This is a genomic window from Hydrophilobacter chitinilyticus (genome assembly GCF_049860745.1).
Taxonomy (GTDB): domain Bacteria; phylum Pseudomonadota; class Gammaproteobacteria; order Burkholderiales; family Burkholderiaceae_C; genus Rhodoferax_B.
This window is the reverse complement of the sequence record NZ_CP187561.1, coordinates 1,050,463-1,075,672: the sequence shown is the minus strand read 5'-3', so window position 1 is coordinate 1,075,672 and position 25,210 is coordinate 1,050,463. Positions and strand designations below refer to the sequence as shown.

At 57.7% G+C, this 25,210-nt stretch carries 15 protein-coding genes and 1 pseudogene; 5 read left to right on the top strand and 11 right to left on the bottom strand.

Translation table 11 applies throughout. From position 1 onward, the window contains the following. Positions 1-220 precede the first annotated feature (220 nt). Both ACPWMG_RS05000 and ACPWMG_RS04995 read left to right on the top strand, forming a co-directional pair. Entirely contained in the window at positions 221-883 is a 663-nt protein-coding gene (locus ACPWMG_RS05000) for a PEP-CTERM sorting domain-containing protein (protein ID WP_483303557.1), read from the top strand. Between the two features lie 87 nt (positions 884-970). Next, positions 971-3,757, top strand: coding sequence for an endo-1,4-beta-xylanase (locus ACPWMG_RS04995; RefSeq protein ID WP_483303556.1), 2,787 nt, complete (start codon positions 971-973; stop codon positions 3,755-3,757). A 243-nt stretch (positions 3,758-4,000) separates the two neighbouring features. Here ACPWMG_RS04995 and ACPWMG_RS04990 read toward each other — a convergent pair. Further along, positions 4,001-4,183 (bottom strand): annotated as a pseudogene (locus ACPWMG_RS04990) (hypothetical protein); the annotation flags it as partial. A gap of 424 nt (positions 4,184-4,607) precedes the next feature. Here ACPWMG_RS04990 and ACPWMG_RS04985 point away from each other — a divergent pair. Further along, complete coding sequence (locus tag ACPWMG_RS04985) at positions 4,608-4,823, top strand: spore coat protein U domain-containing protein (protein ID WP_483303555.1); 216 nt, start codon at positions 4,608-4,610, stop codon at positions 4,821-4,823. Between the two features lie 190 nt (positions 4,824-5,013). On the opposite strand, the gene ACPWMG_RS04980 is transcribed toward ACPWMG_RS04985, so the two are convergent. The 3 genes from ACPWMG_RS04980 to ACPWMG_RS04970 form a co-directional block, all read right to left on the bottom strand. Beyond that, positions 5,014-5,991, bottom strand: coding sequence for a zinc-binding dehydrogenase (locus ACPWMG_RS04980; protein ID WP_483303554.1), 978 nt, complete (start codon positions 5,989-5,991; stop codon positions 5,014-5,016). Then, positions 5,984-6,613 carry a TetR/AcrR family transcriptional regulator gene (locus ACPWMG_RS04975; protein ID WP_483303553.1) on the bottom strand — a complete coding sequence of 210 codons (630 nt, stop codon included), beginning with the start codon at positions 6,611-6,613 and terminating at the stop codon, positions 5,984-5,986. Before ACPWMG_RS04975 ends, ACPWMG_RS04980 begins: the two co-directional genes overlap by 8 nt. A 235-nt stretch (positions 6,614-6,848) precedes the next feature. Then, positions 6,849-7,769 (bottom strand): LysR family transcriptional regulator, encoded by a 921-nt coding sequence (locus ACPWMG_RS04970; protein WP_483303552.1) that lies wholly within the window; start codon positions 7,767-7,769, stop codon positions 6,849-6,851. A 102-nt stretch (positions 7,770-7,871) separates the two neighbouring features. Here ACPWMG_RS04970 and ACPWMG_RS04965 point away from each other — a divergent pair, with 102 nt between their 5' ends. Both ACPWMG_RS04965 and ACPWMG_RS04960 read left to right on the top strand, forming a co-directional pair. After that, positions 7,872-8,198: a nuclear transport factor 2 family protein gene (locus ACPWMG_RS04965; protein ID WP_483303551.1), complete on the top strand. Its 327-nt coding sequence runs from the start codon at positions 7,872-7,874 to the stop codon at positions 8,196-8,198. Next, entirely contained in the window at positions 8,195-8,977 is a 783-nt protein-coding gene (locus ACPWMG_RS04960; RefSeq protein WP_483303550.1) for an SDR family oxidoreductase, read from the top strand. Before ACPWMG_RS04965 ends, ACPWMG_RS04960 begins: the two co-directional genes overlap by 4 nt. 1,143 nt (positions 8,978-10,120) lie before the next feature. Here the strand turns inward: ACPWMG_RS04960 and ACPWMG_RS04955 are convergent. The 7 genes from ACPWMG_RS04955 to ACPWMG_RS04925 form a co-directional block, all read right to left on the bottom strand. Further along, the gene (locus tag ACPWMG_RS04955; RefSeq protein ID WP_483303549.1) at positions 10,121-12,310 is read right to left on the bottom strand and encodes a hypothetical protein; all 2,190 of its coding nucleotides are present in this window, start codon (positions 12,308-12,310) and stop codon (positions 10,121-10,123) included. Beyond that, positions 12,310-16,431, bottom strand: coding sequence for a hypothetical protein (locus ACPWMG_RS04950; protein WP_483303548.1), 4,122 nt, complete (start codon positions 16,429-16,431; stop codon positions 12,310-12,312). Before ACPWMG_RS04950 ends, ACPWMG_RS04955 begins: the two co-directional genes overlap by 1 nt. Further along, positions 16,428-18,101, bottom strand: a complete 1,674-nt coding sequence (locus ACPWMG_RS04945; protein ID WP_483303547.1) for a hypothetical protein — start codon at positions 18,099-18,101, stop codon at positions 16,428-16,430. Before ACPWMG_RS04945 ends, ACPWMG_RS04950 begins: the two co-directional genes overlap by 4 nt. Before the next feature lie 239 nt (positions 18,102-18,340). Continuing rightward, on the bottom strand, positions 18,341-20,014 hold the full coding sequence (locus tag ACPWMG_RS04940) for a hypothetical protein (protein ID WP_483303546.1): 1,674 nt from the start codon (positions 20,012-20,014) through the stop codon (positions 18,341-18,343). A gap of 443 nt (positions 20,015-20,457) precedes the next feature. Beyond that, positions 20,458-22,809, bottom strand: coding sequence for a hypothetical protein (locus ACPWMG_RS04935; protein WP_483303545.1), 2,352 nt, complete (start codon positions 22,807-22,809; stop codon positions 20,458-20,460). After that, the gene (locus ACPWMG_RS04930; RefSeq protein ID WP_483303544.1) at positions 22,809-23,618 is read right to left on the bottom strand and encodes a PDDEXK family nuclease; all 810 of its coding nucleotides are present in this window, start codon (positions 23,616-23,618) and stop codon (positions 22,809-22,811) included. Before ACPWMG_RS04930 ends, ACPWMG_RS04935 begins: the two co-directional genes overlap by 1 nt. Next, a complete protein-coding gene (locus ACPWMG_RS04925; RefSeq protein ID WP_483303543.1) occupies positions 23,615-25,210 on the bottom strand; it encodes a TniQ family protein in 1,596 nt (531 codons plus the stop codon). The genes ACPWMG_RS04930 and ACPWMG_RS04925 overlap by 4 nt, the downstream gene beginning before the upstream one ends.

The window sequence follows — 25,210 nt, the reverse complement described above, 5'->3', positions numbered from 1 at the left end:
ACAAGGCTTGCGACAAGACAGGCCTGAGCACGTCCATAAAAGGAGACAAACATGCATCTGACCATTGATCGTCGATCCACCGACCGACACCGTGGCGTCCACGGCGACGCCTCCCTCGCATACGCGCGAGGCTCACCGCGCAACATCGCAGGCCTCCCGACAACATTCGAAAGTACTTGGCCCCCGCCGAGATGTGGTGGGTGTATTCGTTAGCGAGTGAATGGAACATGTTCATGCATCCATCAAGCGTTTTTTCATTCCTACCCGAACCAAGCGCAGTCGGGCCAACCCATCAAACAAAGAAATCATCATGTTGAATCCAACGGCTATTGCATCTCGTGTTGTCGGTGTGTGCGCGCTGGCATTAGCGTTCCTTTCTCCTCTCCATGCTGCACCGGTGCTACAGATGTCAGCTGCAACCACGACAACCGGCATTGACCTCACGGTGAGTGCAAAGGACATGGTGGACATGTATGCGTATCAATTCACACTGAACTTCAATCCGTCTTTGCTGACGGCCTTCACCGGCGTTGAGGGCTCTTTCCTGCCGAGTGGAGGGTCTACCTTTTTTTATGAAGGCGCCGTCGACAGTGCTACCGGCTCCATTACGTTTGTGTTTGGAACGTTGATCGGGCCGGTCAACGGAGTGGACGGTTCCGGTGACCTGGCCACGTTTTCATTTGATGCCGTGCAAGGCGGGATCGCCAATTTCAGTCTCTCCGATGTCCTGTTTCTCGACTCAAGTTTTACAGACATCGCCGTCAATACGACTGACCTGGCCGTTCAAGTCGGGCAACTTCCTGAACCGGGCAGCCTCTGGCTTGCAGGGATCGGGCTGTTGGCTGTTTTCGGTGCACGCAAGATCCGGCGAACGCCCCTCTAGCCCGTTGGGTGGTGCTGATCAATTCGTGACAGGAACACATTCGACGGGAAGTCTCCCGTAGGCAGAACACGTTAAAGGATGAGAACAATGTCTATCAAATTCAGGCTTAGTGCTATATGTATTGCTCTGTCGGTGGTATTTCCAACTACCAGCGCCTTGGCAGCAGACAGGCCTTCTGACCCTGCCAATTGGCCGGCACTGAAAGATGTCTACAAGGACTATTTCCTGATTGGCAACACCAATCTAAATGCAGCCAATTTCGGCGCGAATGTTGTGCCGGGTGAAAACTCGACTGCGGCCATGACGCTGAAACACTTCAACGTCGTGACGCCTGACAACGCCCTCAAGCCTCAATTTTGGAGCGGCATCAACAACACATCCCCGGATTTCTTGACCAACTTCGCAACAGGCATCAATAACGATATCAAGGCAGCCAACGTCCGCGACGTCAAGGTCGTTGGGCATGTGACGATCTGGCACAACCAATCACCGTCGTGGCCCGCGGCGAATGTTCTTACGCCTGAAGGCCGATGGGAAACGCCATGGGATTTTTTGACGGCTAGGACGAATCTGGAGTTTTACGTCAAAACGGTGGGCGGACATTTCGACAAGCAACCAGTCAAGACTTACGCCTGGGACGTGGTGAACGAGGCATTCAAAGACAACCCGGATAATCCGGCTGACTGGAGAAACGCCTTGCGCAGCGGTTACAGCCCTGAAGAGCGGCCGGCCCGTTGGGCCCAGGCTTATTCCAAAGGCGGCAACAGTTGGGACTACATGTATGACGCTTTCTTCCACATGCGTCAAAACACGACGGCGATCCTGAACTACAACGACTTCAACGACAACGAACGAGAGTCAAAGGCTAACGCGATCGCGTCGATGGTCAAAGAGTTCAACGAGAGGTACGCAGCCGAATCCGCTGCAGGCAGGGGCAGGATCCTGCTGGATGCGAATGGAAAACCGAGACCACTTGTCGAAGTAATAGGAACACAGGGGCATCTGGACATGCGGCTGAACCTGGACGCCTTCGAGAAAACCATTAAGACCTATCTTGACCTTGGCGTTAAGGTCGATCTAACCGAGCTGGAGGTGGCCCCCTTGCTTGGCTTAGACAAAGGCCAGCGGATTCAGAATGGCCCTGAAATGAACGAGATCTTCATGGCTCAGGGCGTGTACTACGCAAAGATGTTTAACTTGCTGAAGGAGTACGCCGGAGGTGCCGGTGGGCGCCACCCCGAGTACAAACAGGGCATACACCGAGTCACATGGTGGGGTATGACAGACCCAGGCTACCACACCAACGGCTACCCATGGTCGGCTGTCGGTCAGCCCAAGGAAGCCTACTGGGCCGTTGCGAATCCGGATCAGTACCTCATCGATGCAGGCTTGCCGGTGAATGGTGTAACGGCAACGATAACCTACGCTGGCGAGATTTTTAACACCAGGACATGGGGTGGAAAGTATGCCCATGCGGCACTCGACATCAATGTGCCCACCACCACAAAGAAAGTCAGTTTTAACGCCTCGAACGTTTCTCTGCCGGCTGGGTTCACGGTTGAAAGCATCAAGTACAACCCGTCGGATTGCGCTGTTATCCCTGGCAAGCCCTGCCACGTGACGGTGAAAGCACGAGGAGCTGATCCGGCAGCCGCCTATAAAAGTGCTGGAGTCGAAAACACAGCTACTTTCGTATTGAGTTTCGGCAATATGGCCGTCTCATGGTTTGAGAACACCGCCGCCTTGAAAGCACCATTCTCCTATGCCGAAGTGCGTTTCAGCGATGGTGCGACCAGGCTCCAGCAGTACAAGGCCGTCAATGGGAATGACGGAGCGTTGCAGATTTCCAATGGCGCCGAATTCAAGCCGGTACCGAAACATGGCCGCAGCACGCTTATCCTCAATTCGCAGGAGCTGATCACCAACCCTTCCGGATTGCGATTGAACAAGGATGCCACGACAGAGAAAGCCTGGCGGCTGGTGAAGAGAATCGAACCTGGCAGAACCTACATGGTGGTATCTGCTGACTCAATCGTCCAAGAAAATGGCGTGACAAAAGCCTATGCACTGACGAACCGGACGAAACCCGCAGCAACCGACGCGCCTGAATCGCTTTCACGTACGCCTGTCCTGTTGAACAGCGACGGAACCCTTCGCCCCTTCAGGAATACGAATGCGCCGGAAAGTGAACCGGCTTTGGCACAGGATAACCTCAAGTTTATGTTCGAGGAGGTGAAGAGCCCCGCTGCAGGGCCGTATGCAGCTCAAGACGGGTACACGATGCAGAGCTTCATCCACGGCACCAATGTCTATCCACACGTCGTCTTCAGGGGGAATGGCGCAACTGGAACCATCGCCAGTGATCGTCATTCGCTCATCACAAGACAACAGAATGGCGCAGAGGGCTCGCAAATCGCTGACAAAGCGCTCGATCAGGCTGTGTGGTTCCACTCGCCTATAGACCAGCAAACCGGCGTGACGAAGATGTTCTTGTACACAGGTAGAGGTGCCACCAACCAGCACTACGTATTGAAAGAAGTAGAAGGCGGTAATACGCCGAACAGGGATACCGGTAATGCAATCAGCCAAAGGCAGGGCTCTATAGGTGGATTCGTCGCTATGCCGGCAGCGAGTCCAGAGATGGGTACCAATGTCAGACTGTACGCGTACGACACCAAGCCCTACGTCTACGGGGATGTCAACGGTGACAACGCCGTCATGTGCTCAGATCTTTCGGCTGCAACGGCGTCCATCGGCAAGCGCGCGGGTCAGCCAGGTTTCGTGTCCGCTGCGGACGTCGATCAGAACGGCATAGTCGACGTTCGGGATATTTCTGCCATCTCGCGTTTGCTACCTGCAGGAACACGCTGCTGAGACGGGAAGGCCCGGTTGGGCCTGAGTGGTGATGAACGCCCGGTGCCCCTTATCGGGCGTTTGCATTTCATTGGCAGGTGCGGCCGCTGGACTTGCATATGTACGTAGCTGGCACCGCAGAATTCATCCAAGCGAACTGACTGTTGACGTCAATGCGTTTCTGACCTGGCACGGGCCGTCTGACGACCATGTCCGTGCAGCGCACAATCTTCGAAACGCTCAACGTCCTACGGATAAGAAGGATCAGGCAGTACTGGGGACACGGGTCAAAACCGCGTTGGCGCTAACTCTCCGAGGTTTGCGAGGTTCATCTGCTAAATCTCTGTCCAACAGGCAGTCGATGAAGGCTCGCAGTGCGGCGGGTGAATGTCGCCGGCTGGGGTGATACAAAAACAGCCCGGGTCGTGTGATCGACCACTGGGTAAGCCTGAGCCCAGAGTGACGCTGCGGCTTAAAGCGGCTTAACGCCGACAGTGCGACGCAGATGGAGCGAGGATCCCTTGTCCCCAATCACGTTCTCCTTTACTGTAACGTGGGCGTCACATCGCGGCCCACTCCCCTAAGACGTTTGAGCCGATGAAGTTGTGACACTGCGCGCACAGTTTTTTTCCGCCTCGTGCGAGCCGGTGTGTTCTAAAACGGGAAGAGGTGAAATGCCCCCTCAGGGCATGGGGCGCAGTGGGAGCGACAGATGCACCAGTTTCTCGGGGTTACGCTGAAGGCGCATTCGAGCGATTCCCCCTTCTTGGAACTCGAACATCTGGACGGAATCTAGGACATTTCCCATGTAGCGAACAGCGGCGGCAACAACGCTAGCCAAGGCGGCAGCATCGGCACCGGCTCACGTGCCATGAAGCTGGGTACCAGCTACCTGCCCTATGAGGTCTACAGCGACGCCGCCTTGACCACCGCCTACCCCGCCAACGCCACCGCTTTGGACGTGACCTTGCCCGGTACCGGCGCCGCAGTGAACCTGCCGGTTTATGGCCGGATCAACAAGACCAGCACCAACGGTATGACGTCTGGCACCTACGTCGACACCCTGCAAGTTACGCTGGCTTGGTGAATCCTATTGGTAAATAGTCTGAGTTCGCCCCGGTTCCTGCTTTACCAGTGTGCCAACTCCGGGCTGATCATCGGTAGCTTCGTGACGAACGCTTACAACCATTCCACCGTGCACGCACGGCAATAAAAAGTTCGGTATCTTGTCAAAACCGAACTGGCATCAACCACCAGCCAAAAAACTCGACCTAATTTCATGGGCGCAACAAAACTTTGCCAGCTTTGCCTGGTGCCAAAGAGGCCTGAACAGCTTCAGAAACGTTCTCAAGTGAAAACACCGCTTGTGTAGGGAGCTTTAGCTCCCCACTTGCGACCAAACGCAACAACTCGCCGACGAGCCGCGCTTTTTGCGCACCGGGCATGGCCGCGCTGACCTTGCTACCCCAAAATCCTTTGACCGTTTGTTGCTTGAAGATCAGGCTGCCAGAAGACAGCTGCATTGGTTCCCCTTTCATGCTCCCGAATGAAACCAACAGACCCTTTTCGCCAAGCAACTCCGCCAAGTCGCCAGAGGCAGTACCTCCGATGGAGTCCACAGCAGCCCGCAAAGGCATGCCACCTGTGAGGTCGTGCACCCCCTTTTTCCAACCCTCTTTGGCCGTCGAAACCACGTTGGCGATCCCCAGCGCCGCCAACTCTTCGATTCCGGCATCACGGCGAACCAAGTTCACGCTATGCACTCCACGGGCTTTGGCTAGCATGGCCACCGTTTTTCCAACTGCTCCGTTGGCCGTGTTTTGGATGATCCAGTCACCTGCGTTGACATTCAGGAACTCAAGCAACGAGATGGCACTGAAAGGCATCGCAATCAGTTGCGCCGCGGCTTCGTCACTTATGGCGTCGGGAACGGGAACCAGCCCCGCAGCAGGCGCCAAGAAATACTCTGCCCAGGTTCCATGCACGGAAGCTACCGCCACGCGGCGATGGAGCATCTCCGGAGCAACCCCATCGCCCAATGCCTCCACAATGCCGACGGCTTCGCTGCCGCCAATGGCGGGCAACGACGGTTTGTAGCCATAGCTGCCCCGCACCGTCCAGAGATCATGGTTGTGGATAGGCGAAAGCAAGGTGCGAATGCGCACCTCACCTGCGCCTGGTTCGGGGATCTCCATCTCGGCAAGATGCAAGAGGTCAGCCGGCTCACCGAACTGGGTATGGATGGCACTACGCATTCATTGTTCTTTCGTTTTTCAATTCTTGAGATGAGACGGTCAGAGGCAACATCGCTTCGGTTTGCCGTAGCGCTTGCTGCATAGGACCGTGGTGTTTGGAGAGCTTGGAGAGAATCGCCGCCCCTAGCCACTGGGCATAGAGCGACTGCGCCATGGTTTCCGGCTTTTCGGTCGAGGAGATGGATCCATCGCGTTGCCCTTCGGCAATCACGGCAGCGATACGGGCCACAAGGCGCTCAACCCCTTCGTTCAGAACCTGCCGCATGTCCTCGGACAGATCTGACACTTCGGCTGCCAGCTTGATCACCAAGCAGCGGTCCGCCAATCCCTCCGCTCCCTGCTCGATCCACGCGCGCCAGTACCGCATCAAGCGCTCATAGCCACTGCCCTCACTTGCAAACAGTGTCTCGATCCGCTCCATGTAACCGCCAAAGTATTGCGACAGCATGTCGCAACCAAACGCCTCTTTGGAGGCGAAGTAGTAATAGAAAGACCCCTTGGGCACCTGGCAGTGATCAAGCAACTCCTTGAGCCCCGTCCCGCCGTAACCTTTGCGCAGCACCAACTCACGTCCTGTCATCAGGATGTGGTTGCGCGTTAGATCTGACTTTTTGGTCACCATGGTGGCTATTTTATCAAATAATAGACCGGTCGTCTATTTCCAGGTCAGCGTTACAATTGTGATGAATGCAGCTTCTCACGCCGAGACGTTGGCGGGTACACAGGCAGTGATGAGGACCACCGTCTTCTCCGCCTGCCGCGCGGGTGGCCACGGGTTCAGAAGACATGCTTTCCACTGTACCCGTCGATTCTTCGCTCCTTCGCGCACAGGCGAGTTGAAATCACATTCGGAGCGGTCAAGGGCTACCAAGGTCTCCTGCCAAGTCCTTATCTAACAGACAGTCGATGAAGGCCCCGAGGAGCGCTGGTCGATGTCGCCTATTCGGGTAGTAGAGAAACAGACCCGGACGCGAAATCGACCAGTCCGCGAGGACTTGAACCAACCGTCCCTGGGCCAAAAGCTCACCCACGCTATCTCGCTCGAAGTGATAGGCGATACCGAGCCCGTTTAGCGCCGCCGCAATGCCAATGTCAGCATGGTTCGTGACCACGGGGCCGTCCACCGCTACTTCGAGGCGCTTCCCTCTTTTTTCGAATTCCCAGCGATATTGCTTCCCGTCCAACTGGAGCCGACAGTTAATACATGCGTGGTGATGCAACTCGGCGGGGGTCTTAGGTATGCCACGGCGCGCGAGGTAGTCGGGAGATGCCACGACAACCATGTCTAGGTCTGGTGTGAGGCGTATGGCAATCATGTCTTTCTCAAGCCTGCCACCTACGCGGATTCCAGCGTCAAAGCGTCCAACGACGATGTCAGCCAGGGCGTCGTCGACCACGATGTCGAGTACCACGTCAGGGTACGCCTGATGAAAACGTGAAAGCCTAGGCGCAATGATGGTTCTTGCTGCAATCCCCAGCGTATTAATACGAAGCGTGCCGCTGGTCTGTCCCGCAGCCTCACTGGCCTCGGCGACTGCGACAGCCATTTCCCGAAACAACGGCGCTATGCGCCCATAGAGGAGCTCGCCACTTGCCGATGGTGCAACGCTTCGTGTCGTGCGATTCAGGAGGCGTGTGCCAATCCGGCTTTCAAGTTGTCGAATGGTCTGGCTAAGTGCAGAAGGTGACAGGCCCAAATGCTCCGCCGCACGGGCAAAGCTCGCACGTTCAACCACGGCAGCAAAGGCTTTCAGCTCGGCAAATTCGGCCCCGCGCATTATGTACTCCTAGCTACACAGCTCATACTGATTCTAGGGTATTCACTAAATTTACACCGGCGTGCATCCTATGGACTTCACCAACCACCTGGAGCCATCAACATGAACACCTTGACCCTACCTGAGCCAGTTGCCGCGTACTTCGCGGCCGAACACAAGCCTGAAGCCCTGGCTCGTTGCTTTACGTCGCAAGCCGTCATGAAGGACGACGGCCATACCTATGTAGGTGTCGATGCCATCAAGGCCTTTATGGCCGCGGCATCAGCCAAATACAGCGCCACGAGCATTCCGTTCGCATCGGAACGTGAGGATGGCTTCCAGATCGTCCGCGCCAAGGTCACCGGCAACTTCCCTGGCAGCCCCATTGATTTTTCCTACCGCTTTCGCCTGGAACGCGGCCTGATCGCATCGCTGGAGATCACAGCATGAGCTTCGACCTTCAACTGAAAGGGCAACGTGCCGTGGTTACTGGCGGCACAAAGGGTATGGGCGCTGCCCTCGTTAAAAGCCTTCAGGACGCCGGAGTGCAGGTGATGACGACTGGGCGCTCTGCTCCCGAACAGCCGCTCGATGGTGTGACATATGTGCAGACCGACTTGGCGACTGCCGAAGGCGTGACAAAGCTGGCACGCGCGGTAGCTGAGCGCTGGGGCGGCGTCGACATTTTGATCAATTCCGTCGGCGGCTCGAGCGCTCCGGCTGGTGGGTTCGCGGCCCTGGATGATGCTGCGTGGTTCAATGAACTGAATCTGAACTTCATGTCTGCAGTTCGGCTTGACCGTGCGCTGTTGCCTGCAATGTTGGAAAAAGGATCGGGCGTCGTCCTGCACGTGACCTCGATTCAGCATGTTCTGCCGCTCCCAGAGTCAACGACTGCCTATGCGGCTGCTAAGGGGGCCCTCTCCACCTACAGCAAAGCCTTGTCGAAGGAGGTCACACCGAAGGGTGTTCGTGTTCTGCGCGTCTCACCAGGCTGGATCGAAACCGAGGCTTCGGTTGCGTTCGTCGAGCGAATAGCGGCCCAAGCGGGCACGGACTACGAAGGCGGCAAAAAGATTGTCATGAATGGGCTCGGCGGAATTCCGGTCGGTCGACCCGCTAGACCACAGGAAGTCGCCGACCTAATCACCTTCCTGGTGTCGCCGCGCGCAGCATCAGTGTCTGGCTCGGAACACGTGATCGATGGTGGGACGGTTCCCACGGTTTAAAACCCTAGACATGATCCTTCGGAGCCTCAACCAAATGGAATCTAGCTCTCCGCCTCCATCCCCTGCACTTAACCTTCGAGAACCTACTTCGGACTGAGAAATCTGACTCTGGATCGATCCATTAAAGATCGAAGCCAACCGCTAAATTGTGACCGGCACTCTTCCGGATAACCTCCATAAAGGCGAGTACGGGCGGGTTAGGAGGCTCGCCTTACATTGTCACGAGGCCAAAGTCGGGCATGCGGTCAGGGAGATCGGCCGCGATGCTCGTTAGAAGTCCCCGTCGGACGTACTTATCGACAAGGGCTGTTGGCTGCAGCGACAGCATGTCAGTGCTTTGCATCAACTCTAGCGCGAATAGAAACGATGGCGTTTCAACGATACCCGCGGTGAGCGAAAGACCGCTACAACTCAAGATGTCATTCGAAACTTTGCCCAATGCCGTGGATGCCGGTAAAGAATCCACGGCAAATTCGACGGTTCCAAGAGCCCTTACGTAACGAACTATTCGAATTCGCGCCGAGAAACTTTTAGCCGGTAGCTCTCTTCAACTTTTACGACTTTATTCTTAGTTCGTTTTCTAGTTTTACGACTTTATTATGAGTTTTACGACTTTATTCTGAAGAAACATTGTTTACGACTTTAATTGGCCAGAACAAAAAATGCGGGACAACATTAAAAGCGGAGTAGGCGGACAAGGAAAAGTGGAGTCAATGCGTCACAAGTTGTTGATTTAACTAAAATTTTCCTCTACTCCCATTACAACGCTTCCCCTTGTTTGATGCTCTGCACACCCCCGAGCTTTACCTGCCTTTTTCATCTTTCCCCACGCTCATTTATCCGGCGGTGGGGCTTTCGCCCGACGAAGCCGAAACAGCTCGGATGCGCTGGGTCGAGTAGAGCTTGGCGGCTTTGCTGGAAGCGAAGCCGACTCGCCCGGTTGGGCCGTGGGCGGAGCTTCATGCACCACCTCAGGCTTCAGGGCGTCAGATTGCACCTCATGTATAGGAAAGTGAATATCGTCGGTGCGCCTTGATGCCCAGCCCCTCGCGCGGCGCTTTCCACTCCGCGGGACCGGTAGAATCAAGTCGCCTAGTCGAGGCCAGAATCGCGATGCAGACTAGCTGCAGATTCGCTATCGGCTCAGTTCTCCAGCGCCAGCCGCGCCAGCTTCTCCAAGACGCTCATCTTCGAGTTGTCACCCCCGACCAGCACCCCATTCGTCATCGTGTGTAGGTACAGCTGCACCAGTGGCAGGTCCAGAAGGCCGGCCAACGTTAGTGCGCCGCCGGCGCCATAGTGCATTACGTCCCGCATGCCTGAGAGGGCGTCGCCGCCGCCACTTATCCCGCCTTCTGGTGGCACAAAAAATCGCACGAAGGTCCCGCAGTCCTGCACCGGCATCCGCAGGCCGACGCGCTCACCATGCTTGGCATGCTCCGGCTTGAACATGGAGATGTAATACGGGAGCAGGTTGAACTCCCGTCCCTTTGACAAAAAGCGTCCTTGACTCCCTTCCTCTTTCTGGGTGGCCTGGTGCTCATCCTGGGCAGCAATCGCGTGCTCGATACCTTCGTAAGAGTCGTTCAGGATGATTTTGGGCACAAAGGCTCCTGCCCAGACCGTGAGTCGCTCGCTCGTCTTTCGGTCAACGACCCAGAACTGACCGTCTCGAACCCAGTCCTTGCCGCTTTCTTGAAGGAACGGGTACTCGAAGACGAGGTCGAGCAAAGTGCCGGCATCGCCCCAAGGTGTGCGCCGGACACGGATGACTGAGAGGGAGTCTCCCTCGACTTGCACATCGACAGCGGCCACGAGCTGCTCGGGCGACTGCCGCCCGGTCATCCGGACACGGCGGCTGGCCAGCAGCGTCAGCTCGGTCGGCATGCCAGCCGGCATGGCTAGCACCTTGATGACCTTCTTTCCAAGGAGTACTTCTTTGAGTGACAACTCCACCAAGCAGCGCTTCAGAGCTTCTTGTAGCTGCCGGCCGCCAGCGTCGTCTGCTTTGCCTGGGCGAAGTCTGGCGAGCGCGAGGGGGCTGTAGTCCAAGCCTTGCATCGCAACGCTGACCCCAGGTTTGGAGAGCAGATGCCGAAATTTGGCCTCCGTGTACGGGTCGGCGATGCCTTCGCCACGGGCTAACGCGGCGTACGCAACCTGCTTCTTGACGGGCAGAAAGTCCGGCGTGGCGGAGCTCTTGGCAAGGCGGACGCTGCCCAGGTCCTCGTCACCCTCGCCATTCAGAAACAGGTAATTAAAAGCGGGGTCAAGCGTAGCTGGCACGGCATCGGCGCCCTGGACGTCCGGCGCTGGGAAATGGGCCTTCTTGTTCCCTGCCACGTGGTAGCCAGGCAGATACTCGGGAAACCGAGTGAGCGGGGCCAGCGCATCGTGGTCCAAGGAGTCGGGGGTTGTGTTCACCACCATCAACGGCCGCAGCAGGTTCGCCAACGGCTCCAGTGGAATGTACGCGTCATCGACGCAGTGCGAAGCGACGAAAGTCTCGCGCTCGAAGGGGACACCGGCCTTGGTAAAGAGCCGAATCGAGAACTCCGTGAGCAAGTTCAAATAGTACAAGCGGGTGCGCCGTACCTTGTCCCTGTCCAGGCTTAACCCCTCCATGGGCGACTTCCTGCCATCAAGCTCGAAGAAATCATCCGGCACGATGCGAGTGACGCCCACTAGGTAGCCTTCACCAGCGTTTGCGAGCCTCGTGGCCGCGGCATCTTCGGCAGCGGCTGCTACCTTCCGACCGAACCTCTTGGCGGTCACGTCGCAGAGCAGAAGCCCGTGCTTCGTATTCACCGTGAACTCAGCTTCGGCAAGGTGGAGAAACTTCTTCGAGGCCTGACTAGTGTTGCCAAGATAAACCCCCGGGCCAAAGCCGCCCCCTACGAATGTATCTTCGGAGTCAAAGGACGCTAACTCGATGAGTTCTTTGAGGAGCATCAGCTCAATGAACTTGGCCGGCGTGCTCGCCACTGCATTCAGCATCGACTGCAAGTCCAGCTTGGGTCGAGGGCCCAAGTACCAAGCATCCTTGCTGGTCATGGTGAAAGACAACTTCGTCGCCGAAGACGGGTCGAGGGCCAATTCCTTCGCGATTTGGGCTCGGACCTGTTTCGCGCGCTCTCGAAAGTAGCTGACGCCCTTCGCCGACTTTTCCTCAGATGCCTTGGGTAGCGCAATCGCGATGGGCACCAGTAGGCTTCCTGCGCCGGCCTGCCACTTCGCGAGCATCCGCGCCGTGTCGGCAACGGACGCCGTGAAGCGCAGGGAGTTGAGACGAGCAACGGCAGCGGTCTGCGGCTCAAGGGGGCGAATAGGCATTATTTCCCCAAAACCGCGTCGCGCAGGTTGGCGTTCGGCATCCACATATTTACCCCCGTGTTGGGAACGAACAGGGACATGAAGCGGATGGTGCCGACAGCCGGCTTCGACACCGGAAACTTATGCGCCCCATACAGATTGACGTACAGCGCGTGGATAGTCGTTCCGGGCAGAAGGTCGCGGAGGCGTTGGTGCTTTTCCTCCGCTTCCTCTTGAAGCTGCATCTTCTTCAGGCTGTCGGTGCTCCGGGCCCAGTTCTTGATATCAACGGCCACCAGCACGTTCGGCTCGGGGACGATGTAATAGTCGAAGACCTGGTAAAGCTGGGCGTAGAGAGGATGCGCCGCAAGGTCCAGGTACTCGACCGGACCGCCGCCCAGGGCAAGCGCTTTAGGCCAAACGTTGAACTGCGCCCCGACGTACTGCTCGAACTCGAGCTCAGCGATGTAGCCCTTCATGATTTCAGTTACGAACCAGGGCTGAGGGAGGAGGCGCTTGGTCTTATCCGCGAGCTTGAAGCCGCGCCACTCCTTCAGGAATCCCTGCGTGCTGGAGGACAGATGCGACACTAGCCCTTCAGGGGCGACCATGCCAATCCAGTTGTAGGCATCGGTTCCGTCTTCAGCATCCGTGACCAGGATATCAGACATACCGGACAGCGCGTATTGGCAGGTGTACGGTTCCGCCATGGCTGGCACCTCGAGGAAGCAACCCTCGCGGTACTCTGAAGGCACGCCCGCCGCAGCCAGCTTGTCCAAGTACCTCACCGGGTTGGTAAACATCATCGAGTCGAACAGCCGCTCCCACATACCGCGGGCGGATGAGTCGGAGCGGAACCGACGGGGCGTCTCGCTCGTAAACTTGCGGAAAACAAGGGCCTTCTTGAGACTGTCCCGGTGGTTCGTTTCCCGTACATATTCGGAGGGAAAAATCGAAGTCTCGATGTTGTGCCGTCCGAGCTGGGTCAACACCGCGCGCTGTGCCGGCGATGCGCGTTTGCGCAGCTCCGGTGCGTGCCGTAGGCCCAGGTGCACCATCCTAGCGGCTTCCGAACTCACATAGAGTTGCTGGCAGGGCATCTGCGTGGTGGGCCGGCGCTCACCGCGACCCAGCGCCTGGAACACGGTACGGGTGATATCGATGACATGCTCCTTCCGCAGGCGGCGCCACCGGTTGCGGGAGTACTCGAACAGAAGGTCACCCTTGGACATAGCCGACCAATTCTCGTTTTCGTCACGCAGAACCTGTGCGAAGCTCTGGAACATCTCCATCGAAAACCCGCCTGTGCCCGGGCGCGTGTGGCGGGTGTAGTACGGGTCGTTTAGCAGGCAGAACAGCTCGAAGTCACGCTCCTTGCCGTTTTGCGTGGTAAGGAAGTTGATACCCCTCGATGCGGACGCGTAGGCGGACCACAGAAGGACCTTCTTACGGCTGATGTCGAGAGCGTCTTCCAATTCCTTGTTGAACTGTCCCTGGTCGTCGTCCTCCTGCAGCGACCCTATCTTTGAGCGGTCCTTGTTCCGGAACCGGCCCGCAGAATAGAGGATGACGGTCACCTCTTCCAGCACGCCGTACTCGTTGTACGTCGGCATTGCCCGCGGCCGAATGACGAAGTGGTCGCCCGTCGTGTCCATTTGACGGACGAACCCCGTGTTCATGTTAGCCAGGCGCATCAGGCACTTCCTGACATGCATGGTGGTCTGGCACAGGACGAGCCCTGAGCGAACGCTGCTGGCGAGGAGCCGGTCAAGACTGGCTACCAGCCCGGCGAGCTCGCTGCGCTTGTGCCGGTTCATCTGGGCGTAGCCGGGTTCCTCCTTCCTCGGACGGGCGTCTTCGAACACCTGGAGCAGCCCCTTGTACGCCTTGGAGACGCCGAACTTCGGCGCTGGGTCACTGTCGTCAAGGATGACGACCTTCCGCTCCCGCTTTCCAAGCATGTCTTCGGCCCTGGCGGACACGACCTGGAGCTCGTCTTCGCCCATCTCCGCGAAGTGTCCGCCACGCGCTTCGATGCATCGCCGCAGCTGCTTGGTGTTGAAGGCACCCGACGACGCGGAGTCTAGCCCGCCGGTCGCGCTCATCAGGTAGACACCGTTTGTGCGGCCCAGGGCTCGAACAATGTCTTCTTCAGGGGTCGCGCGCAGAGATGTGATGGTCAACGTGAGGCTGACATCAGCATCCATGTTGTATTCCTCCGCCTGGACCCGACTCTCCTCCAGAGTCACCACGCTCTTGGTGTCCTGGAACAGGAAAGAATCGGTGAGCAGCTCTTTTTCGCTGGAGTCGGTCGATAGACCTTCGCTAGCGGCCTTGCTTTTGAAGAGCCGTCGCACGTCTTGGCGGAACCGGTCCAGGTTTGAGTAGCGTTCTTGGTCTGTCTTCGACATCTCGATGGCGTCTTCACCACTGGTCTGCGCCAGGACTTTGGCCATGAAAACCACGAGCTTCAAGTAGTCCAAGAGCGTGTAGGCTCCCGCCGGGATGTCGCCGTCGTGGTAATGGAGGCGGATAGTCTGGTGGGCCGTGTCTTTCGTCAGCTGAACCTGCCTCAAGAATTCCGTGTCCATGACACTGGCTGACTCTGTGAAGAAAGTTTGCCCCGGCTGGTCCAGGACCTCACCGTAGGTGGACCGGCTCATGGTGAAGAACTTTTTGTCCGCGACCAGGTCGTACAGGTCGAGAAACGTCTCGTAGGCGATGGCTCCCGGTCGCGTAATTTCTAGGATGTAGTCTCGAATGCGCTGCAGCACCCGCGCTTTCTGCCGGAAACGTTTGAAGTTCGCGTGGGCATCGTTGCGGTCATGCAGTTGGTTCAAAACTGCCAGCAACTCCGTGTCATCGAATCGTTTCGCTGTGTTTGGGAACTGGGCGGTCAGATGACTCCGCAGAATCTCGACGCGGCGAGCGTCGGGAGTGTACTTCGCGGAGGTTCGGGTCACCTCCATCGCGAATTCGTCGTCAAGGACCTTGCTAACCTTGGCGAACTGTTCCAGATGCTCATAGACCTTAGTCGCAAGCGCCCGGTCGTTGGGTCCGTCCCGGCGCAGCTTTTCAAAGGCCATTGGCCACTTCAAGTCGAAGTACTGGAAGAACTCCGAGATGACCAGGTTGAGGTCATTGCGACCGCCGGAATTGACGACTGACTTGCGCTGGTCGAACAGATACCAGTAGGAGTCTTCTTCCTCGTCAACGAAGGTGACGACGCGGGCGGAATCCGGCCGGCGTGACACCATGCGACCGAAGAGGCTGTCGTCCCGATTCAACTCCTCAAGGAACAACGGCAAGTTGTCGAACTTGTGCGCCTTAAAGCCGCCCTTGCCGTCGGCGCCGTACACCTTATGCCCAACCTGCGCCTTGGACGCGGTGCTCACGATGATGCCGGGATTGTCCAGGAACGACTGCAGCGGGTGAAGCCGGCGAACGAGTTCGCCGATTTCCTTAGCACGCATTAGTCGGTCCTCGTCGCGCGTCTGCGCGCGGGTCTCGACGTCCAGCTGAATCAATCGCCAGACGAAACTGTCAGCCAAGCTGCGGGCTCGCTGCGCGGCCTTGATGTAGGCGCTGCGCGTGTCCTCGTAGGTGTCATCTGAAGGCGACATTCCCAGGAAGGACGACTGCTCGCAGAAAGCCGACTTTTGGCGAAGCTCGTTCAGCCGGGCCCGGACTCCTTTGTCCGTCTCCGCGTGTTTGGAAGACTGCTCCATCCGGGCACAGACCTCCCGATGGCCGTCCAGCCACGCGACGAGCGCCAAACAGGCTTTGAAGAAGCTCCTGTCATTCAGGTGGTACTCGATGGAGTACAGCCTGTGCACAGGGATGAGAGCGCCGCGGTCCTGCACAGCAGCCTCGATTTCGTCAGCATAGTCGCGAGACTTCTGGTGCTGGTTCACCTCATCGCTGAATCCGGCGACGAGCGACTGCAGCGGCGCAATGAACACCGGAATGACGTCGCAATTGATGAACAGTTCAATGCTGAATACCGCGGCGGTGTAGGTCTTGCCGAAGCCGGTGTACCAGTTCAGGAGTTTGACGAAGGGCCGCTCGGAGGAGCGGAGGAAAGGCTCCTTGAAGCCTCTCTTGAAGATGTCGCTGGCGGTTCGGGTGGTCTTGGAGCTCATTTGGCCTCCTTCTCACCACCGTTTGGCGAACCAGAGAATGTGTTTTCCGTTCCCCGCGAACCCACGAGCTCGGCATACTCAATGTCCAAGAGCAGCACTCGGTCGAAACGCAACGGTTTCGATTTCGCAGTTCGGTATTCCCCTACTCTGAGGCTTTCGACGCGAGTAGTCAGGCCGGCATATGCCACTAGGCCATACTTAGTCAACTCCTGGAGAAGTTCCTTTCCCTGATTGGCATACACAAGGTAAGGACCGCTGCGGGGAAAACCGTGAAGCATCATTCCTTCGGTGGTCTCCACGTCCATCCGCAAGGCAGTCAGAAACATGTTCACGGCGTCGTCCACTGCCTTAACCAATCTTTCGTCCATGCGACGCGGAACTTCATAGACCACGTCCTGAACCCTGGAGACCAGCGCACGAAGAACGCTGTCGTCGTCAAGCCGAACCAGTTCAAGACGCTTTGGGGTTCGAATCAGTTCCCGGGGACTAGGCCCATCCAACAGGGCCACAAGCTTCGAGAACTCGGTCGTACTTAGGCGACTGGGCCGACGGCCGCGGACGCCGAGTGTTTCGAGAAACTGCTGCCAATTCAGGCGGGTGCGGGCCAGCTCCAGGCCCACTCGCTCCCAGTCCACGTCGACGCCAAGTGTTTCCACACGCAGCGACTCCAGCCGTTTCACGTTGTCTTGCTGCAAGAACTTTCGCCCCGCCCGCACTGCGTTCCGATACCGTCGCAACAACCGGCCTGTTTCCTCGGGGGTGAGTGTTCTGGTCACGAGCACGGGTGCGGGCCCGGAGGTGCGCAAGGTACTGAGGGACCACTGCAGTTGATGTCGGTGCGTCACCCAGTTGCTACCATTCGCGGTGTAGTCAGACCTCTTGAAGACCTCCTCGAGCTCAGCCCAGCACTTCACTTCATCGCCGCGAGCGATTTCCTCAAAATATGAGGCCCCAGGCGCGACATCCACGACGACTAGCTCCGAGTTGAGCGGGTCCTCAAAGGCCGGCTCTGGATGTGGCGTCTGTAGGCAGAACTGCGGGGCCGCCAAACCGTCAACCACTGCACGGGACGTTTCTTCCAGCTTTCGTCTCAACCCCTCAACCGCAGCTATCGCCAAGTGCAGCTGTTTATGGTCCCCGGGTTCCCAGAGTACCTGCACGAGGGGCACAGTCCGGCCCGCGCTATCCTGCGCGTTAGTGAAGGGAAGGTCCATCGAGACTGAGTTCGGTCCGAACTCGAACTGGTAAACACACATTCCGCCGGCGGAAATATCGCCCTCACAGTAGTCGCCAAACACCTTCATCGCCTCACTCCAAGTTGAGAGAGGGCCGTCGAAGCCGGGGAAATGACACCGGAGCTGAAGGGGCTTGCGCACCGCCTGGTGCCCGCCGGCATGCCAGCTGGCCATGCCAAGCAGGCGAGATGCGGCGTCCAAGGCGTGTGTGTGCTTGAGGGCTACCCCTTTAATGGCCAGGGCTCTGCGCAGGCGGCTGGCAAGGGACTTCGGGTCCTCGCCGACTTGCAGGTCGAGTTCACGGACGATTTGAAGGGCGTCCTTGCTCGCGAAACGGGGAGTCTTGAGGTGAACGAACGTCCACAGCGCTGCTGCGCGTGCTTCGTCGTTCAAAGGCTGCGCGGCGTCTGCCGCGTCGGAGGCAATAGATGACACTGATGAGCTCCTTGGAAAGCATCAGAGGACGGCACGCGTTGTCCGGCTTTCCTGGAGTTCACCGAGCCGGGAATGAGAAATACCAACTGGCTTTGCCGGTCCTCGGGGGCTGGCCTCCGAGCTAGCGTGCACTGACAGGCGCCAACTTGCCTACGGTTCGGCTAGGAACCGCGATGCAATTTTCAGCTGAACCGCTAATTACTGTCAACTGCCGCCAACTTGTCGGCCAACAGCTGCAACTACGAAAAGACGGCCGGTTTCTGCAAATGCGCAACCTTTTCAAAGAACACTGTGCTCTGGTTAAGGGGCGTGTCGTTCATATGAGCAAAGTCGCCCTGCCCGCGCATGAAGCGGACATTGCGCGCGACGAGCACTCCAATTCCTCGAGAGCCGAGCTGGTCCAGGAGGTCTTGCACATCTGCAACGATGCTGCGTTCATCAAGGGGTTCGAGCAGTCGAGCGTCATTGGTCTTCACATTACCCTTGAGAACACTCGACTCGAACTGCAGCAGTTCGACGTACTCTTTAAGGGAGTCGGCCATGGCCGTGATTTCCTCTTCCTCATCGCCCTGCAGCCCATTGCCCAAGACCAGGCGCCACATGTGCGTGTCTCTGAGCACGCGAATGAAGTGCTCAGCGTCGTCGATGCGCAGTCCAAGCTGGTCGGCTTCTTCCTCGGCCAATAGCCTGTTGGGGTCGGGGATACCGAGCGCGCTCGAAAGCTTGGGGACTAGCTCCACCTGGGCGTACCCGTAGCGCAGCACGCGGAGCACGGCATTTAGCGGCAACCCCGAAGCATTGGCCAAGTCTTGTGCGCGCCAGCTTTTCTCCTCCATGCCCTTGGCAATTGCCTGCACGTCGAGTTGCTGCGCGCCGGCGTCACCGGCTTCCCGAGTGCTGCGGCCGCCCGCGTGCTGCCCGAGGAACTCGACCATTTTCAATCCGGTCACGCGACGCAATCGCGAGGTTCGATTCAGAATCGATTGCAGTTGCCGTGCGTCCAGTGGTCCACGTTCTACCGCGCCGGTTTGTTCCGAAGTCCACTTAGGCTGCAGCACCACATTGCCCTCGGACGTGTTCAACGTGAACCTTCCGTCACCCACCGCTGAAAACTCGTTCTCGCACGAGCCCAGCCACATGTAAGTGTCCATTGCCCCCGTGCAGGTCCGTCGGAACCCTTCAGCCTGCAAGTCAGGTGTGAACAAAAAATGGGCGGGAAGCCTGGCGCTTCTGGTAGCCCCGATGACGAGCAGTCCCGGATGGGTGTACTCCAGCGTGCGCTCGATTCTTTCCAACATTGCGTGCACTTCAGAATCCGGCAGGTCCTCAAGCAGGGGCAAGGAGGACTCGCTGTACTTCGCGGAGGACCGGAATGACCAGATGCGCACGGAAATCCAGGGGGCGTCTGCGTGCTCCAATTCCAGCGTCACGCTTTGTTTTCCAGCGGCGACCGCGCAGAGAGCCAGGGCAGGCGTCGTGGGCCACACCTCGCTAACGCTCTTGAGAATTGCCTCCGTTAGGTCGTGGAAAGCCAGCTTCAAAACCGGCTCGGATGTCACTCCATCCTCGCGGGCAAAGTGAGCGCAGAAACACAGGACACCCTCCTCCTGCGCGCGCTGACTGGCCAGGGAAAGCATCTGCTGGCGCACCCTCATCCAGTTCTGACCGCCGCAAAGACGCGCCAGCGCTTCGCAGCACACTGACCGCGTCACGCTGATTCCACGCGCGGCCAAGTCTTCTTGTAGGCGCCGTGAGGCGATGTTTGAGTGGGTAGGCAGGTGCAACTGAAGGCTTTTGCAAATTGCAAGGCCATCCAATGGCTGCAATGAGCAGCCCTGTTCACGGACGAACTCAAGAAGCCGGCCGGCCTGCTCTTCAGGCGTAAGTTGGGAAACGACGGTAACCGAAGCCATACGGGCTTCCTCCAAACCAGGTGCAGGATTCGGAAGCGGTGTCGCGCGTTGCCATTCGAATCTGCAAGGGTTGCAGGAAGTGGCTTGTTCAGGACCGGAAACCGGCCATGGGGGTACTGCTCGCCGGAGTTCGCCGTCACCGCTTGCGCGGGGCGCGACTGCATGGCACCGGGGTCGCCAATAGACATTGTATGGAAACCCAATGGCAAATTGCAAGTGGGCTGCCAAACTTGGTCCTGTGGCACCCCGCGGTCGGTCGCAGCGCTCTGGTGCGCTACGGTGTACATCTTGACCGTGCGCCAGCAGCTCGAAGTGAAGAAACTCATCGCGGACCACCTAGTGCAGCACGCGGTAGGATTTCCTCAACTTCCCTTGCGAAGACTCCCCTTGTTTGATGCTCTGCCCCCCAACCTTTACCTGTTTTTTTCATCGTTTTCCCACGCTCATTCATCAGGCGGTGGGGATTTCGTCCGACTAAGCCGAAAGAGCTCGGATGCACTGGGTCGCTTGGAGCTCGGCGGCCTTGTTGGAAGCGACGCCGGCTGGCCCGATTGAGCTGGGGGCGAATCCTCATGCTCCTTCTTAGGCCTCAGGGCGTCAGGCTGCGTCTCAGTAGGTATAGGAAACGGCACCACGTTCAGTTGAGGGGCCGCCTTCTCAACATGGTCGTATGGACGGGCTGCCTGCTGATACGCAGCTTCAATCGCGCGGACGCCCCGCGTCTCCTTCGAGGGCGCCTTGCGTTGCTTCCGCGGCAGTACCCCTGCCGTATCGAGCATCAGCTTCCGCTGTCGAGCGGTGATACGCGTACCGTCCTTTGTTTTCCGCCTACCGTCCTTCCGCGCTTTCTCTTTCTTGGCAGCCAATCGAACATGGTAAGTTTCGATTTCCAGCGCGTAGGCAATCCCGACGTCCTCGTTGCCCTTTCTATCCCGTTCAAGCCTATCGAACACGCCGTCTGGTGTCCGCCAATAGACGAAGTTGATTTTGGAAGGATGAAAGACATAGTCCACCCGCACGTTCTTGCCCATGAGCAAACGATACAGCCTCAGTCGGTCGGAGTTGTACCGCGCGCCGAGGGCGGCTATTCCGTCTACGGTGACTTCGGCGTCCCCCCTCTCGAGTAACTGCTCGTAGACATCCGCCTCGGGCAGCAAACGCTTCTGCACGCCTCCCATACGGTTTATGCCCCACGAAAAGACTCCGTCTGGCGAGGGACGCGCGCCGTCACGCCGCATGTCGAACGTCAAGATTGTTTCGTCTCGAAGTGCGCGGTTGTAGTCAATCAGCCACTGGACCACTGCTCTCTCGAGTTCCATGAGCGTGTCGCAAGCAAAGAGCTTTGCCAATCTTTTCTGGGCCTTGTCAGCAGCAAGGTTTGTGCGCTTATATCCGCCGCCCGTATGTGACTGGGCGTCTTGCATGTGTCCTTGCCCTCCCTCCACCAATGGTTTCCAGTAAGGAGTGTCAGGAGGCGACTTGAAGAAGTCGATATTTAGTCGGTCCATCGCCGACTGCCCAAGCTTCGACGCCCCAGGACCTCCGTCCACGTATATAAACGAGGGCACAACGTTTTCATGGTCAGGCCAAGCGTCCGGTTCATGGATTTCAAGCCATTCAAGACGCTCTTTCTTGGAGGTCAAGGCACAGAAGATTGCCAGCCGGTAACCTTCGCGCCAGCTTTCGTTGCCGACATAGATGTGCCAACCCATGGCTTTTCTGCTGCGACGGCAGAACACGACAAGCACGGTGGCCTTGCCAATATTGAACGACTCTTCGTCGACCTTGAAGGTTGACACCAGTTCCTTGTTGAACGGCGTAGCGTCGATGTCATAAACACTGGCCACGTCCGGAGCGAGGTCGGTGGAATGTCCGCGACGTTCCTGCATCTCCATTGCGTCCTTGTGACTGGCTCGCCGCGCGTCCAGGGCATTCTGCTTAATGATGAGATTCGCATTGAGCTCAAACTGTCGAAAGCTTAGGATGTGCTTCTCTCGAATCTGATGGTAGCCTTCAGCATTGGCCTGGAAGTGGAACAGTTCACAGAACTTCTCGTAGGTCTCCGGCAAGGTCATGCGCAATCGCACATAGAAGCGGTCCAAGGCTAAAGCGATGTTGACAAGGTCCGCCTTCCGCCGCGCTCGACCCCGATACTTCTCGCCATACACGGTTTCAGCGGCGCTTGCCGGTCCTGGCTTAGAGTCGTAGACGCGGGTGAAAGAGCCACTGGTGCCCTTAAAGGAATCGAGGGACAACAACGCGTTCTTGTCCATACCGAACCAAACGTATCGGTGCAACAACCGTTTTATGACAAGACGCTTCACGCCCATTCTCGTTGCATGCGCGCTCACGACCGTTGCGTGCGTCTTCGGTGAGTACGCGCGTGCGAGCACTTCGGGACAATGATTTCTTCCCAACCCATCGGAGACTAGGTCCTTGATGAGTTCATAGTTTTCGTCACGAGTTTTGAGCCACTTACGTGCTGCCTCCAGCTCCTTGCCCGATGACGCGAGCAAGTCCTCGTCCGTGTCAGACATGAAGCTTGGTCGGATGTAGTCAGGCTCCTCCACAATCTTTCCGTCACGAGCGAGGCTCAATGCCTTTTCGCGTGACATCGTGGTGGCCAACCTTTCGACCCGGTCCCACTTCACTGCAACTTGCTTCCATATCAGTTCGTCGCGAGTGACATCAAGGCAAATTAGCCGCATCAGTATCGGCCAGCGACCATAGTGCGTGTAAATTCGCCCGGGCGTGAACAGAATTTCGGCTGGAGGGTGTACGGAGTCGTCTTCCACTATTGCCACCCACCCATGGTGCGCGCCGGGGATTGCAGCACCGGAAGTCGGTGCTCATCAAGCTTATATTCATGATTCAAGGACAAGAAGCCCAGGTAGAACGCGCCCGCGAACACGAAGTATTGGTCTTCTCGCGCGATTCCAAGGCGCCTGCCCAGCATGGCCAGTTGACCATCCAAGTCTTTGGTGCTCGTGGTTGTGTAGAACAACGCGGCAAGCTGAGCCGCATCACGCACAGCGTCGTCAAGGGGATATGCCTTCGCCCAATGACGAAGCTTGATGAGGTTGGCGACCTTAATCGCAGATGGGATAGTGACATAGTCCCATTCCCAGCCGATGTCGTTTAGTCTGCCTTCCTCCTTCTGTGCGCGTCGTTTTCCGCGGGGCCGCTCAGCGATGTTGGCGGGCTTTACAGACAGGCCCATGTAGCGCAGCGGACCGCCGAAATTGCGGGGCCTGAGGGTGATGATGAAGTCGATGGTCATCACACGATTTCTGCTCACCGGCCTGCCATCCATGATGTCATGAACGACGTCTGGTGTGGCAATGGGATAACCCTCTCTTACATCCATGATGTAAGGATTTGCCTCTAACGCCATGAAGGCGTGAATCTCCTCCAACGCTCCCAGCTGGTGCATTCGACTTGACCACACCCCTTGGAGTCCGCCTCTCAGACTTCTGTAAGACCGCATCTCGTCGATGGTCAAGAACGGCACATAATTCGGTCCCGCCGGTATTCCGTTGATGTCAATCGGCAACTCGAGATAGTCGAACGCAAGCAGCCGCTGCGAGCACCATCGCAACGTCACGACGCCTCCCTTGCGGTGATTGTGAAATTCAACTTGTGAACCTCCACCAACGGGAGACCTGTGCGGCTCTGCGCATCTCGAACCCTGTCAACTCCCTCCCGTTCCGGTTGATTCAGGATGGCAATTGCATACCGGACTTTGAATGTCTTGGTCGACTCGATGGACAGCTTGAGAGCCTGGCGGGTCATAGGAAGGGTCTGCAATAGACGCTCACTGATTTCGTTCGCGCGAGGCGTTCCCTTCAGTAGCGCCGCTTTCGAAATCGACTTGGGATAGCCACCAGGGAAATTTCGCAGTTCCTTAGCGCGTGCATAGACGTGGGCCGATGTTCGCTCATCAAAGTCTTTCCAGTAACCGCTGCTGCCCTTTTCGTGGTCAGGCCACCGTTCGCCGACTGCTGAAGGGACGAGGTCGTCATACCATTCCGCATCGCAAGTCCGTACTCGCACAATCGTTCGTCCCAGCGCGGTTAGGAGCTCAGTGCGACCGGCACCGGGATGGTCTCGTAGGTAGAGAAGAACTTCTTCGCGGTCAGCCCCACGTTGCACTGCGTTGCCAGTTGAACCTAAATGTTGACGGTTCTTCTGTCGCATTTCTGCCATCGCCGCCCGATGTGCCTCCGCCTTCGCGAAGTCCTCCTCATCGGGAAGACGCTTCCCGAAAAAGTCAAAAAGCAACAAATTTCTACCCAAGACATTTGGTGCCTGGCTCGGCCCCATCACCAGCGCGAGCCAACCACCGGTACCGTCAATCTCGGCATTCATCCGCCGAAGAACGTCCTGGCTATATGAGGAGGCAAGGGCCTGCCCCAAAGCTGGCGACTTTATCCGTGTGCCATCCGCAAAACCCGCTTGGTGGGCGCAGTAGTGGAAATATGCGCCAATAGCCTCCGCCGTCCGCCCCTCAAGCCTTCCATCGAGTAGCTCGCGTGCGTATACCGACATCCTCGACAGCACTTCGCCCTCCAATGGGGACACCGGTGGATGGACGAAGCCAAGCTGTCCACCGCACCAGCAACGTGGGCGAGGCATCAAAGGCGTTCGACCGTCCTTTTGAGAAAAACGACAAGCACCACATCCCACCAAGAGTGGAATGCGGTGGTGGGGGCAATAGCCGATACCCGCAACGGCATGCTCCCTGTGCCAGAAGGGAAAACCATGCTCCAGCTTGTCCTCACGCATGCAGGCTGCGCAGACCGCCATCCGCGGCATGGTGACGATTGCTCTTCCGGTCAAACCAACCGACGCGGCGATGCCAGGGTGCTTTTTCCCGTCAAGTACGTGAGCCATCAGGGGTTCGCGCCACTTGTTTGCAACAAAGGGCAAATGGGCCGGAAGACAGGTATGGTCAGCAAGGATTGTCTCAGCGTCAACGAAGACTGGCGCAAGTTCCTCGGCCAAGCGACGAAGATTGCTCGCCACCGTCCAGGGAGGCTGGATAGTCTGGCGGTCCACCAGCGTGGTCGCAAGGTCCTTCATTCGGACATGCCCACCTAGATTCATCGCCCGGTAGATGTAGCCCAGAATGTGTTCATTCTTGCGCCTCGGTGGACGGTAGACTAGAAACATGCCGGTCATTGAACGCGATGCCAC

What these genes read in the sequence shown, in the direction of transcription:
- ACPWMG_RS04940 (WP_483303546.1), bottom strand. Translation starts at nt 20,014, where the DNA reads ATGGCTTCGGTTACCGTCGTTTCCCAACTTACGCCTGAAGAGCAGGCC.
- ACPWMG_RS04950 (WP_483303548.1), bottom strand. Translation starts at nt 16,431, where the DNA reads ATGAGCTCCAAGACCACCCGAACCGCCAGCGACATCTTCAAGAGAGGC.
- ACPWMG_RS04960 (WP_483303550.1), top strand. Translation starts at nt 8,195, where the DNA reads ATGAGCTTCGACCTTCAACTGAAAGGGCAACGTGCCGTGGTTACTGGC.
- ACPWMG_RS04995 (WP_483303556.1), top strand. Translation starts at nt 971, where the DNA reads ATGTCTATCAAATTCAGGCTTAGTGCTATATGTATTGCTCTGTCGGTG.
- ACPWMG_RS04955 (WP_483303549.1), bottom strand. Translation starts at nt 12,310, where the DNA reads ATGCCTATTCGCCCCCTTGAGCCGCAGACCGCTGCCGTTGCTCGTCTC.
- ACPWMG_RS04965 (WP_483303551.1), top strand. Translation starts at nt 7,872, where the DNA reads ATGAACACCTTGACCCTACCTGAGCCAGTTGCCGCGTACTTCGCGGCC.
- ACPWMG_RS04980 (WP_483303554.1), bottom strand. Translation starts at nt 5,991, where the DNA reads ATGCGTAGTGCCATCCATACCCAGTTCGGTGAGCCGGCTGACCTCTTG.
- ACPWMG_RS04975 (WP_483303553.1), bottom strand. Translation starts at nt 6,613, where the DNA reads ATGGTGACCAAAAAGTCAGATCTAACGCGCAACCACATCCTGATGACA.
- ACPWMG_RS05000 (WP_483303557.1), top strand. Translation starts at nt 221, where the DNA reads ATGGAACATGTTCATGCATCCATCAAGCGTTTTTTCATTCCTACCCGA.
- ACPWMG_RS04970 (WP_483303552.1), bottom strand. Translation starts at nt 7,769, where the DNA reads ATGCGCGGGGCCGAATTTGCCGAGCTGAAAGCCTTTGCTGCCGTGGTT.
- ACPWMG_RS04985 (WP_483303555.1), top strand. Translation starts at nt 4,608, where the DNA reads ATGAAGCTGGGTACCAGCTACCTGCCCTATGAGGTCTACAGCGACGCC.